Below are 12,908 nucleotides of genomic sequence, written 5' to 3'. Positions count from 1 at the left end.
CTCCCTCCGATTCCTTTTGAGATTTTACACATCACGTTTGCGCTTTGCATACAGGTAAGTAACCACTAGCGGAACAATAATAACGATCAACATACCAATCGTAAAATCTAACCAGTAATCGGAGACAATGGAGAATATTCCTGGCACTCCACCTACACCAATAGAATTCGCTAGTACGCCTTGGGCAGAAATATAAAGTCCTGCAATGGCTGATGAACTAATAGCAATAATAAATGGATACTTAAACCGTAAGTTAACTCCGAATAAAGCTGGTTCAGTAATCCCAAGGTAAGCTGAAACCCCAGAAGACAACCCAAGACCTTTTATCTTCTCATCTTTTGTAGCAAGCATAATAGCAAATGCTGCAGAACCTTGAGCTATATTAGAAAGTGCTAGCATCGGCCATAAGAATGTAGTCCCTGTACTACCGATTAACTGAATATCAACTGCAAGGAATGTATGGTGCATACCAGTAATAACTAAGACACCGTAAAGACCTCCATAAATCAATCCACCGAGTGTTGCAAAACTATCAAAAATTGTTACAAGTCCGTCTGTAATAAAGTTTCCAATACCAAATGTAACTGGACCGATAAACATAAATGTTAAGAAACCAGTAACTAACAACGCAACAGGTCCAACAACGAGCAACTGAACGCTATCAGGGGTTCTTTTCCTCATAAATAACTCAATTTTTGTTAGTACATAAGAAGCGACCAGGACGGGCAACACTTGTCCTTGATAACCAATTTTTTCAATTTCCCAACCAAATAAATTCCAAGTTGGTACACGTCCTTCTTCTACAGCATTTCCGTAGTCCCATGCATTTAATAATTCGGGATGAACTAATATAAGACCTATGACAATACCAAGTATCGGACTACCCCCAAATTTCTTAACTGCCGACCAACCAATTAACCCAGGTAAGAAGGTGAAGGCGGTGTTGGCTATAATTATAATCATATTGGCTATGTCAGCCCACTGTGGGTAAACGTCGATGACGGACTGTTCGTCCCAAAATATTCCTTGCGCCGTTAAGATGTTATTAATACCAAGCAATAAACCTGCTGTAACAATTGCCGGCAAAATCGGAATGAAAATATCAGCTAACGTTTTAATTCCTCGTTGCAATGGATTCATTTTTTCTTTAGAAGCTTCCTTCACTTCATCTTTAGAAGACTCCCCAATATCAGCAAGAGCGACTAATTCTTTATATACTTTATCAACTGTTCCTTGTCCAACAACAATTTGGAACTGACCATTGGTTGAGAACGACCCTTTTACTGCATCAATGTCGTTAAGCTTCTTATCATCAACGATTTCCTCGTCGTTTAATGCTAAACGAAGTCGAGTTACGCAGTGTGTGGCGGCGGAAATATTTTCTTTTCCACCGATTGCCTCTAAAATCTGTTCGGCTTGTTTTTTATGATCCATTATTTCCCCTCCTAAATTATTAGTTATGAACTTTAATTACCTAGTTGACCAGACTTGCTTGTCCTTCTTTAGAACACCCTAGTTTTAAAGTCACCACGCTAATAATGGGTCGTTAGTGTGACTGAAGTCTTAGTCTTTTCTTTTACTAGGTTTTTATCAACAATTGATCCTCACCCTACAATTTATGTCTTACTATCTTTCAAACAACGGCATCCCCTTTAACCGCTTACATAACGTGTATATACAAGATCTAGTTATGATTATAATTTGTATATACATGTTTTGCAAGCGTTTTTATAAAAGAGTTTAGTAGTTTATTATAGATCCCTAGAATTAGTGCTTTTAATCAATTTTATATTCTTTATATATTTTCTCTCCTATGGTATAAATAACGTTTAGTGTACCGAAATAATTATGGAAGAAGGGATTTGTTATCCTCACACAGGAACAACGATCCAGACGAAATGTTTGGATTATGTGGTTCGCTAATTTTTTTATTGCGGGTAGTATTACAATGGTTTTGCCATTTTTGTCTTTATATATTGATGAATTAGGAAATTTTTCAAAGTCTTTTGTACAAACTTGGTCAGGGTGGGTTTTTGGAATCACTTTTGTCACAGCTTTTATTTGTTCCCCTATCTGGGGTCGAATTGGCGATCGATATGGCAGAAAAAATATTCTCATCATCTCTGCTACCGGCCTGGCCTTATCTGTTTTGTTAATGGGATTTGTTACTACTGTATGGCAGTTATTTTTATTAAGATTATTTATGGGAATCTTCACTGGTTTCATCCCTATGTCTCAGGCTTTAATTTCGACCCAAACTCCCAGAAGTATTGCTGGACAAGTACTCGGTACTCTTCAGACCGGGAGTATAACAGGGGCTTTACTCGGGCCATTGATTGGAGGAGTTATCGCAGATGCCATTGGTTATGGAACGACTTTTCAGTTTGTTTCAATCTTCGTATTCGTCTCAGCTTTTATAGTTTTCTTTGGTATTCACGAGCAGCAAATTGAAACAGAAGATGAAAATGAAAAGACAAGCTATACTACTAAGGAAGTTTTTGTTCATATTATTAAAAACCCGGTCTTATTTGTAGTCATGTTGATTTCCTTATTTGTACAAGTCGCCCATTTTAGTATCCAACCAATATTATCGCTATATGTAGAAGATTTACACGGTCCTGAAAATTTAGCATTATTCTCAGGGATCGCTTTTTCTGCTGCTGGTCTTGGTAATTTACTTATGGCCCGACGGTGGGGATCTCTCGCTGATCGTATAGGTTATATTAAAATATTGATTTTCCTCTTATTTATGGCGGGTGTCGTTTATTTTCCAGCCGCTTTTGTTACAAATATTTGGCAGCTGGTCCTCTTGCGTTTCTTACTCGGTATTTCCATTGGCGGGATTATACCTGTACGTACAGCCTATATTCGTCAAGAAGCACCGATTGCTATGCAAGGAGAAGTCCTCGGTTATAACACAAGTTTGCGTTTTCTTGGCAATATTATAGGTCCTGCTATGGGCGGAATGCTTTCTGGGTTATACGGATTTTCCTCTGTATTTTTCGTTACAAGTACACTGCTCATTTTATGCGGTGCGGTATTACTCATGGCTTCACAAAAAAATTCTTCATCACTCTAGGATACTCATTCTGTTTAATCCTCTACTCCTTATGTTAGAATATGTGTATATACACATGTCCATAGGGGGCTTACGATATGAAACGTGCATTAGTAGTCATCGATTACACGAATGATTTTGTTGCATCAGAAGGAGCTTTAACTTGTGGAGAACCAGGGCAAAGTATTGAAGATAATATTATTAGTCAGTCAGAGGAATTTATTTCAAAGGATGAGGTTGTGATTTTTGCTGTTGATGTTCACGAGAAGGATGATTCTTACCACCCTGAAACTCAACTATTCCCACCGCATAATTTACGAGGAACAGAAGGCCGTAATCTTTACGGAAAAATAAGTGATGTTTATGAAAACCACCAACATGAAGATCATGTATTTTACATGGATAAAACAAGATATAGTGCTTTTTGCGGGACCGATTTAGATATCAAATTACGTGATAGAGGGATTGCAGAACTTCACCTCGTTGGTGTATGTACGGATATTTGTGTTCTTCACACAGCAGTTGATGCCTATAACCTTGGATATGCGATTACAATTCACAGAAATGCGGTAGCCAGTTTTAATCAAACAGGTCATGATTGGGCGCTTGGGCATTTTGAATCTGTCCTGGGAGCTACTGTTAAATAACTTTCTTGTACACTGTTGATTTAAAACGGTGTTTTACTTTGCATCTATAAAATTCCATTTGAATTTATTGCGTAAATCGAATATTATGGGATATGGACAGTTGTGAATTTTAATAGTAATTAGCAACATATATAGGAGGAATCACCATGAGCTCAAAAGATTACCGAGTTCTGTTGTACTACAAATATGTAGATCTACCTGATTATCAAGAATATTGCGATGACCATCTAAAATTCTGTAAAGATCTCGATTTGCGTGGTCGTATCATTGTAGCTCCTGAAGGTATCAATGGGACAGTTTCTGGAACGGTTGAACAGGTCGAGCAATATATGAACTATGTGCGTTCCGATGAACGTTTTGCAGATATTCACTTTAAAATCGACGAACACGAAGGGCATGCCTTTAAGAAAATGCACTGCCGCGTGAAACCAGAACTTGTTAACTGGGGTATTGAGGATGATGATATAGATCCTAAATCATTTGGTGGCAAACACTTGAAGCCAAAAGAATTTTACGAAATGCTCAAAGATGAAGATACAGTCGTTATTGATGGAAGAAATGAATACGAATATCGTATCGGTCACTTCCGCAATGCGATTCGCCCCGGTGTCGATCACTCCCGCGAGTTTCCAGAATGGATCGCTGAAAATGCCGATCAATGGAAAGACAAAAAAGTGATCACCTACTGCACAGGAGGTATCCGTTGTGAGAAACTCACCGGCGTTCTTAAGAAAAACGGCGTTGAAGATGTGTACCAGTTAGAAGGTGGTATCACAACGTATGGCAAGGATCCTGAGGTTAAAGGCCAGCTTTTTGATGGAAAAATGTATGTATTCGATGAGCGGATCGCTGTACCGGTTAATCAGGTAGAAGAAAATGTAGTTGCTGAGTGTGAACATTGCAGAAAAGCAGAAGATCGCATGATCAACTGCAGTAATCCAGTGTGTAACCGTCAGTATATTTGCTGTGAAGATTGTGAAATTGAACAACATGCAGCCTGTACAACAGAGTGTAAAGAACATCCCGAAAATCGTTGGGATGCAGAACGTCAGAAGCAAATCGACAAATATGACCGTATTTCTGGTTAGAGCAAAACTCGCTTACATTTAAGCGAGTTTTTGTTTTTTTAGTTGGCGATCGTCAAAAGCGTAATCAACCGCAATGAGTAATAACGCGAACACTCCTTGTGACCACAAAGGCATGGAAACACTTGCAACTACTTTATTAACGGCATAAACGGCAAACCATGCGAACAGGAATTCAATAGCGATTTTCACTTTTAGATATGCTGAGCTCTTTAATTGAAATTTCAAACTATATGAGGTGACAATCTTACCAAATACTTCAAATATAAAACCGATTAAAAAAACCAAAGTGCCGAAAAGCAGTAGAGATTGCTTCGAAGCATAAGTAACTCCTGTCACTTGAAAGAAACCTACCATCCCTAAAAAGAACCCTACCAAAACAACGGTTATCCCAAAAAGAATAATAAAGGAAAGACTTGTAATGAATATGACCCTTGTTTTTATATCTAATTCGTTGAATGGCTTCTTTTTCGACATAACAGTCTCCCTTCCACTCGGATTATGAAGTCGTGTAGTTTTCTAACTGTACATAGCCTTCTATAGTTGTGAGTTGTTTATTCTTTATATCGATACTTGATTGTTCTGCAATTCCATATCCAACCGGAACATTTAATTCTTTAACTGCCCGCTTTAGGTGTTGTTGTTCCTTCCATTTCAATTAATGTGCAGCCACAACTGCATCAATATAGAGAACAACAATTGGTGCGTTTGATTTACCTTATTAATTTTTGACCAAATTAAAACAAATGATTATTTTTCAAAAACCTTCTCCCCTACTCACTATATTTCCGATAAGCAGCGTGATTAGTCGAGCCAATTCCTCTATCAAAAGAAAGAGCGTGTTGAATGGCCAGCGTCACGAATGCCTTCGCTTGTTGAATGGCTACTTCTACAGACTTGCCTCTAGCCAACTCAGCTGTAATAGCTGCTGAATACGTACATCCTGCTCCACTCGTATGAATGGTTGGAACACGAGCTGATTCAAATTTCGTGATCTTCTCTCCATCAAATAGGATATCTATTGCAGCATGATCTTGAAGAGATCCACCTTTTATTAATACATACTGAGGGCCTAGCTGATGAAGTTCTCGGGCGGCTTTCTCCATGGCTTCAGGTGAATCAGGGACAGGCGCGTCTAGTATACGCGCCGTTTCTTCTAAATTGGGGGTGATTATCGTTGCAGCTGGCAGCAGGTATTTAATTAGCGTTTCAATTGCCTCATCCCGGAGAAGCTGTGATCCCATTTTCCCAATCATAACTGGGTCGACTACTACCTTTTTTATTCCAGAAGATTGTATGAGCTCGCTTGTTAATTGAATGATATCCTCTGTAAAAAGCATGCCGGTTTTGAGGGCGTCTGGTCCTACATGTTCAAATGCTGCGTGTATTTGAGCTTCTATCGCCTCCAGGGGTTGTGTAAAGATACCTTGATCGGTTGTTGAGTTATTCGCGACGATCGCGGTAATGGCACTCATTCCGTAAACGTCTAGTTCTTGAAAGGTTTTAAGGTCAGCCTGGATACCTGCACTTCCTTGTGCAGCAGAACCAGCAATGGTTAAAGCTCGTGGTATACTCATAGGAAAATCTCCGTTCTCATTGGGGTTAGCTGAATTGTATCAAATTTTGTTATACTTAGGCTATTCTTGAAGCGGAAAAGGAGCGTTTGAAGTTGAAACCTTTTACCGAAGATGTGTTGGAAGTGATTCGTTCTATTCCTGAAGGACGGGTCATGACCTATGGACAAGTAGCTCGTGCTGCCGGTAGTCCACGTGCTGCGAGACAGGTCGCTCGGGTGTTGCATTCAATGAGCAGGAAATACGGACTTCCTTGGCATCGTGTGATCAATGCAAAGGGAGAAATTGCTTTGAAGAATGAGGAAGCAGCCTATGAACAACAGATGTCTCTTGAAAGCGAGGGTATTGTTGTTATTAACGGAAGAATAAGCCTAAATCAATTTCAGTACGAGAAGGAAAGTTAAGGTGATATAGCTACATGTTTGAAGTGAGAGATTATCCTGAATTGTCATGGTCATTATCGCGGCATAAAACGATGCTGACCTGTTTAAGAAAATACGCTTATGATTATTATACGTCTCATAACGGTTGGTTAAAGAACGCAGATTCATTAGCAAAACAAGCGTATCGCCTAAAAAAGATCACCAATTTAGAAATGCACTTTGGTAGTATTGTTCATGATTTAATCTATCAAATTATTCAGCAAGTACTCAATAATCAAGAGATACCTAGTGAAGAAACAATAGTTGATGAGATTCGTCACCATTTAAACCGTGGTTTTACAGAATCAACAAAAAAAGAACACCTATGGCAGCATCGCCCTAAACACTACACGATGCTTCATGAAATCTACTATAGCCAGACGAATACACTTCCTAAAGGAAAAATCGAAAAAATCACAAATCGTCTCCATACTACAGTGAAAAATTTTTTCGCCAGTCAGTCCTTTGCTGATGTACTGAACAAACGGGATATGCAATTTATGGAGTCAGAAAAATTTCGTTTTATGAAAGTTGATGGTGTGAAAATCTTCATTGTCATGGATTTAGTCTATAAAGATTTACTTAATAACAAATGGGTGATTGTAGACTGGAAAACAGGTAAATCATCAGATGAGGATCGAAATCAACTTGCTCTTTATGCTTTGTATTTACAACAGAAACACAATATTGAATCACTTGATGATATCATCATTCGTAACGAATATTTACTAGACGCTACACACGTGGAATATAAGCTAACTGAATATGACTTGATCAACGTTCAGCGCCTCTATAGTATTAGTATGGAACAAATGCAATCTTATCTAGAAGACTCTAATAAAAATGCACCCAAGCCGATTGAGTATTTCCCTATGCAAGAGGATCCTCGTGTATGTGCTCGCTGCAATTATCAGGAATTATGCTTCCCTTCCACTCTCTAAATGTTTAGCCTTCCGATTAATCGGCTACATTATACTGTGGATAAGGATTTCAACGAAGGGAGATTTTTGACTTATGAAAGTACTCGTAGCAGGAGCAAATGGTACAACTGGACGTTTGCTTATACAATATTTAAAAGAAGATGGACATGAAGCGTATGGCATGGTTCGTAAAGAGGATCAGAAAAGTGTGATTGAAAGTCTAGGAGGCATACCCGTATTAGCTGACCTTACAAAAGATGTTGGTCACGCTGTAAAAGGGATGGATGCCGTAATGTTCGCAGCTGGATCCGGTTCAAGTACAGGTTCTGATCAAACAACAATAGTAGATCGTGATGGAGCTATTAATCTAATTAAAGCAACAGAAAACCTTGGTATTAAGAAATTCATTATGCTTAGTGCGATTTCAGCCGATGATCCAAGCCAAGGTTCAGGTCCCATGGAGCATTACCTGAGAATGAAACTTGAAGCGGATGAGTACTTACAAGGTACTGAGTTAGATTATACAATTGTCCGTCCCGGCGGTCTAACCAACGAAGATAGTAATAGTAAAATAAAAGTTGGTAAAAAAGTAGAGCGTGATTCTATCTCAAGAGCAGATGTTGCGAAAACAATGATTTCAGCACTTCAAGAACCGAATGCCTATCATAAAACATTTGAAATGGTTTCTGGGGAAACCCAAATTGAGGATGCTCTAAAAAGTTTATAATATTTTTTGAAATGTCGGTAAGAGTTTAAATCTTACCGACACTTTTTATGTAATCATTAAATTGAGTATCACATACCTTAACGCTACCAAGAAAAATATGACAAATTACCCAATTTCGTACTACTAGTATAGATATTTTGATATAATTAATATACTTTATTTGTATGATGAAGAGGTGACAATTTTGAAAGGTCAATTAATTAAGCAGCACCGTAAGTTCAAGAATTTAACATTAGAAGACTTGTCTTCAGGTATATGTTCCGTGTCTTACTTAAGTAAAATTGAACATAATACCATCAATGCCAGCGATGAAATTTATCGTCTTTTAGGTAAAAGATTAAACATCCGCTTAGAGAATTTAAATGAAGATTTCGACGAAAAAATTTATACTCAATTAATGAAGTGGCATGAGACCATTCAACTTAAGGACTTCCCTCTCATGAAGGAATTATATAAAAAGTGCCAAAAGTTATTAAATACGAATCATAATATTGAATTGTCGAACTTATATAAAATAGTCCATTCAAGGTATGAACTGACCATCAATAAAATGCCTCTACCTAAAAAGACTTCTAAGGAACTCCATGATGTGTTATCCCAATCTTCTTATGAATATCGCTTCCTTTATTATAAAACAATCGGGATCCACCATTTCTTAAATTATGATTATAAGAAAGCAACCACACACTTTAAACTAGCAGAAGAGATGATGGGAAAACTTCCGACTATCGATAGTGAACTTTACTATCATTTTTCCTTAGCGTATACGCGTCTTCAAATGTTCGTAGAATCGAACTACTATGCAGATATGGCTCTTGAGGGTTATCAGAAATCGCTTAACTATTCTAGAATTACAGATTGCCACATGATGCTGGCCATCAACTATAATTATTTAGGCCTCCACCAAGTTGCTGAGAGGCTATTCTTCAACCTCTTGAAAGGATCAAAAGAAAAATTAAGCCCGATTGAAAACGGAAAAATATATCACAATTTAGGCTATATTTATTTTCAAGAGGAAAGCTATGATCAAGCTCTTCATTACTTAAACGAGGCTCTACAACTGAAGGAAGAACATAATGTTTCCTCTGTCAGTACTCTATACTTACTTGCCCAAACCCATTATCGGAGAGATAATCAAGATTCAAGTTGGAAATACATCAATAAAGGGGAAAGGGAGGCTGTAAAACAAGACGAGCTAAAATACCAACACAAGTTTTTTGTTTTAAAGCATCTGTTATTGGAGACAACCTTTCAGGATTCATTTATAGAAAAATTGGAAAAAGAAATCATTCCAGACTTCCGTACTCTAAATGAATATAAGGACTACAAAAACCATTTGGAGCTTCTCGGAGAAATTTGCTATGAAAAAAGATTGTATAAAAAATGTTCAATGCTTTTTATCGAAGCTAATCGTTACAAATTCACACAGAGAAAGGATTTGCTTTAATCATTTGTTCGTCAACCTGTTTGACAAACAAATATACTCAGAACTCATAAGTTAACAGGTTCGGTTGTAGAGTAAAAAATATTAGGTAACATAATGAATAACTAAGCATAGACGTTTGGTTATTCCATCATCGATATGATAAGAGGTTGATCAGGGAAATAGCGCTTTTCATCCGCGGAAAGTGAAACATTTCTTTCTTTGGTTCTAATTTGCCTTTTATTTATCTATAAACCTTGTTAAATAAAAAAATCAACAGTCCAATTATGTCTAATTGGACTGTTGACGTACCACGACTTTTAAAAACTTATAAGGTTCTTCTGCCAATTTTTAAATTCTAGTTCTTCAAATTTACTAGCCATCCGTGCTTCATCGATTAAAAACAGAGCATCCTCAAGTGAGCAATCCACATCCGCTTCACAATCAATTCTTGCAAGTTTCCTAGATAGGTGAAGCATTTCTAAATCTTGCTCAATTTTCGAGCGCTGCCCCTTAGTTAATTGATCGAGGTTCTCAAGAATTCCCTCGATGGTTTCATGCTCCATTAAGAGTTTCAGTGCAGTCTTTTCTCCAATCCCTCTAACACCAGGATAATTATCACTACTATCCCCCATTAATGCTTTCAAATCAATCATTTGTCGAGGAGTAATTCCCTTTTCATCATAAAAAGATTCTTCTCGATATTCATTATAATTGCCGTAACCTTTTTTCAATAAAACAACAGATATATTAGGTTGCAAGAGCTGAAGCATATCTTGGTCCCCTGTTAAGATAAACACTTGAGAATGCTCGCTATACATTCGACTTAAAGTACCCATACAGTCATCAGCTTCATAACCTACAGTGCCTATATTTGGTATTCCTAAAGTTTCCACAACTTCTTTAGCTAGATCAAATTGAGGAATCAACTCTTCAGGAGGAGCATTTCGATTGGCTTTATAATTTTCGAAAAGCTCATTCCTAAAAGTTTTGCTACCCATATCCCAACAACAGATTACATGTGTAGGTTGATACGTATCGATGGCCGTAAATAAATGTTTCAGCATTCCATAAACACCATTTGTTGGCATCCCTTTACTATTAATCATATAATAATTGCTCATGGCGGTTGCATAAAACGCTCTAAAGAGCAAAGCCATTCCATCTACTAGCATAATTCGGTTAGTCGTTGTCATCCTTGTTCCCCTTTTACATTAAAGATGTGTCTATTATATCAAAAGGGTTAAGGGTTGTGAGTCCACTTATGAAATTTAATCTGATTATATGCCTTATCATTGTCTAATAATTGACAAAATTCAGATACAATGATAATTTCAAGTTAAGCGCAATCTTTTGCATGAAGTTTTTTGTAAGCGGTTGCACTAAAATGAGATAATAACGGGAGGAATTAATCAGATGGTTTATGCATTTCCAAACACAGAAGGTTCGATTGTACAGTTTAAAGAACGTTACGATAATTTCATCGGTGGAAAATGGACAGCTCCTGCTAAAGGACAATACTTTGATAATGTCTCCCCAGTGACAGGAAAAAACTTTTGCCAAGTAGCTCGATCCACGGAAGAGGATATTGAACTTGCCGTCGATGCTGCTCATAAAGCAAAAGACTCATGGGGTAAAACTTCAGTGACCCAACGTTCCCGCATTTTAAATAAGATCGCCGATCGTATGGAAGAAAACCTAGAAAATTTAGCTGTAGCCGAGACATGGGAAAATGGCAAGGCTGTTCGTGAGACATTAAATGCAGACATTCCTTTGGCAATTGACCATTTCCGCTACTTCGCATCTGTCATTCGTTCCGAAGAGGGGTCAATAGGTGAAATAGACAATGATACGGTTGCCTATAACTTTAAGGAACCTCTTGGAGTTGTTGGACAAATTATTCCTTGGAACTTCCCTATCCTTATGGCAACTTGGAAAATAGCACCTGCTTTAGCAGCAGGAAATGCAGTCGTTTTAAAACCGGCAGAACAAACACCCGCTTCCTTATTATACTTACTAGAAATGATTGAAGATTTACTACCAGCAGGTGTTTTAAATATAGTGAATGGCTTTGGATTAGAAGCTGGTAAGCCACTCGCACAAAATCCCCGAATTAATAAAGTCGCCTTCACAGGAGAAACTACAACAGGTAGGCTAATTATGCAATATGCATCACAAAATATTATACCTGTTACTCTTGAGCTTGGCGGGAAATCACCTAATATTTTCTTTAAAGACGTAATGAACGAGGATGATGACTTCTTAGATAAAACTATTGAGGGAATGGTTATGTTCGCTTTAAACCAAGGAGAAGTATGTACATGTCCATCTAGAGCTCTTATTCATGAATCAATTTATGATAAATTCATGGAAAAAGTTATTGAACGAGTCAAAGCGATAAAAACAGGAAATCCACTAGATCCTGAAGTGATGATGGGTGCTCAAGCCTCCTCTGAGCAACTTGATAAGATTCTTTCCTATCTAAATATTGGTAAAGAAGAAGGAGCAGAATGCCTGATTGGTGGCGAGCGCAATCAAATGGATGGAGAATTAGCTGATGGATACTATGTCCAGCCAACCATGTTTAAAGGTAATAACCAAATGAGAGTATTCCAAGAAGAAATCTTTGGTCCGGTTCTATCTGTAACAACCTTTAAGGACGACGAAGAAGCAATGGAAATCGCAAACGATACACTATACGGATTAGGTGCAGGTGTTTGGACTCGTGATATGAACACTGCTTATCGATTCGGACGCGGCATCCAAGCAGGGCGCGTGTGGACAAATTGTTATCACGCCTATCCAGCACACGCAGCCTTCGGGGGTTATAAGATGTCCGGAGTCGGACGTGAGAATCACAAAATGATGCTCGATCACTACCAGCAAACCAAAAACCTACTCGTAAGCTACAGCCCACAAAAACTAGGATTCTTTTAAGGTTGAAATGCGGAGTCACCCTGGTAGACACGACTAGCATAAGCAAAATGTCGAAGTGAAGTGTACTGTCTTCACGTAGGTAGATTGCTTATGACTCGAGTGTCTGGGTGCCGTA

Annotated in this window: 13 protein-coding genes; 8 read left to right on the top strand and 5 right to left on the bottom strand. The window is 38.0% G+C overall.

Going from position 1 to position 12,908, the window contains the following annotated elements; genetic code table 11:
- Positions 1-24: 24 nt before the first annotated feature.
- Entirely contained in the window at positions 25-1,434 is a 1,410-nt protein-coding gene (gene treP / locus ACFQIC_RS11580) for a PTS system trehalose-specific EIIBC component (RefSeq protein ID WP_204710306.1), read from the bottom strand.
- A gap of 475 nt (positions 1,435-1,909) precedes the next feature.
- On the opposite strand from treP, the gene ACFQIC_RS11575 reads away from it, so the two are divergent.
- The 3 genes from ACFQIC_RS11575 to trhO all read left to right on the top strand — a co-directional run bounded on the left by ACFQIC_RS11575 (position 1,910) and on the right by trhO (position 4,793).
- Positions 1,910-3,079 (top strand): MFS transporter, encoded by a 1,170-nt coding sequence (locus ACFQIC_RS11575; RefSeq protein ID WP_204710305.1) that lies wholly within the window; start codon positions 1,910-1,912, stop codon positions 3,077-3,079.
- 77 nt (positions 3,080-3,156) lie between these two features.
- Positions 3,157-3,705: a cysteine hydrolase family protein gene (locus tag ACFQIC_RS11570; protein ID WP_204710304.1), complete on the top strand. Its 549-nt coding sequence runs from the start codon at positions 3,157-3,159 to the stop codon at positions 3,703-3,705.
- Between the two features lie 146 nt (positions 3,706-3,851).
- Positions 3,852-4,793 (top strand): oxygen-dependent tRNA uridine(34) hydroxylase TrhO, encoded by a 942-nt coding sequence (gene trhO / locus ACFQIC_RS11565; protein WP_204710303.1) that lies wholly within the window; start codon positions 3,852-3,854, stop codon positions 4,791-4,793.
- A gap of 18 nt (positions 4,794-4,811) precedes the next feature.
- On the opposite strand, the gene ACFQIC_RS11560 is transcribed toward trhO, so the two are convergent.
- The 3 genes from ACFQIC_RS11560 to thiD form a co-directional block, all read right to left on the bottom strand.
- Complete coding sequence (locus ACFQIC_RS11560) at positions 4,812-5,267, bottom strand: YrvL family regulatory protein (protein WP_204710302.1); 456 nt, start codon at positions 5,265-5,267, stop codon at positions 4,812-4,814.
- Between the two features lie 22 nt (positions 5,268-5,289).
- Positions 5,290-5,448, bottom strand: coding sequence for a hypothetical protein (locus ACFQIC_RS11555; RefSeq protein ID WP_204710300.1), 159 nt, complete (start codon positions 5,446-5,448; stop codon positions 5,290-5,292).
- Positions 5,449-5,563: 115 nt separating this feature from the next.
- A complete protein-coding gene (gene thiD, locus ACFQIC_RS11550; protein WP_204710298.1) occupies positions 5,564-6,367 on the bottom strand; it encodes a bifunctional hydroxymethylpyrimidine kinase/phosphomethylpyrimidine kinase in 804 nt (267 codons plus the stop codon).
- Positions 6,368-6,459: 92 nt separating this feature from the next.
- On the opposite strand from thiD, the gene ACFQIC_RS11545 reads away from it, so the two are divergent.
- The 4 genes from ACFQIC_RS11545 to ACFQIC_RS11530 all read left to right on the top strand — a co-directional run bounded on the left by ACFQIC_RS11545 (position 6,460) and on the right by ACFQIC_RS11530 (position 9,880).
- The gene (locus ACFQIC_RS11545) at positions 6,460-6,768 is read left to right on the top strand and encodes an MGMT family protein (RefSeq protein WP_204710296.1); all 309 of its coding nucleotides are present in this window, start codon (positions 6,460-6,462) and stop codon (positions 6,766-6,768) included.
- A gap of 14 nt (positions 6,769-6,782) precedes the next feature.
- Positions 6,783-7,727: a PD-(D/E)XK nuclease family protein gene (locus ACFQIC_RS11540; RefSeq protein ID WP_204710295.1), complete on the top strand. Its 945-nt coding sequence runs from the start codon at positions 6,783-6,785 to the stop codon at positions 7,725-7,727.
- A gap of 73 nt (positions 7,728-7,800) precedes the next feature.
- A complete protein-coding gene (locus tag ACFQIC_RS11535) occupies positions 7,801-8,433 on the top strand; it encodes an SDR family oxidoreductase (protein WP_204710294.1) in 633 nt (210 codons plus the stop codon).
- Between the two features lie 184 nt (positions 8,434-8,617).
- Positions 8,618-9,880 carry a helix-turn-helix transcriptional regulator gene (locus ACFQIC_RS11530; RefSeq protein WP_204710293.1) on the top strand — a complete coding sequence of 421 codons (1,263 nt, stop codon included), beginning with the start codon at positions 8,618-8,620 and terminating at the stop codon, positions 9,878-9,880.
- A 296-nt stretch (positions 9,881-10,176) separates the two neighbouring features.
- Here the strand turns inward: ACFQIC_RS11530 and ACFQIC_RS11525 are convergent, their stop codons facing one another.
- Entirely contained in the window at positions 10,177-11,052 is an 876-nt protein-coding gene (locus tag ACFQIC_RS11525) for a 5'-3' exonuclease (RefSeq protein WP_204710292.1), read from the bottom strand.
- A gap of 220 nt (positions 11,053-11,272) precedes the next feature.
- On the opposite strand from ACFQIC_RS11525, the gene exaC reads away from it, so the two are divergent.
- The gene (gene exaC, locus ACFQIC_RS11520) at positions 11,273-12,793 is read left to right on the top strand and encodes an acetaldehyde dehydrogenase ExaC (protein ID WP_204710291.1); all 1,521 of its coding nucleotides are present in this window, start codon (positions 11,273-11,275) and stop codon (positions 12,791-12,793) included.
- The last annotated feature ends 115 nt before the right edge of the window (positions 12,794-12,908 follow it).

This window comes from Halobacillus seohaensis (assembly GCF_042663045.1).
GTDB lineage: Bacteria > Bacillota > Bacilli > Bacillales > Halobacillaceae > Halobacillus_A > Halobacillus_A seohaensis.
Note: the sequence above shows the minus strand (reverse complement) of the source record. Positions and strands in the feature narration are given on the sequence as shown.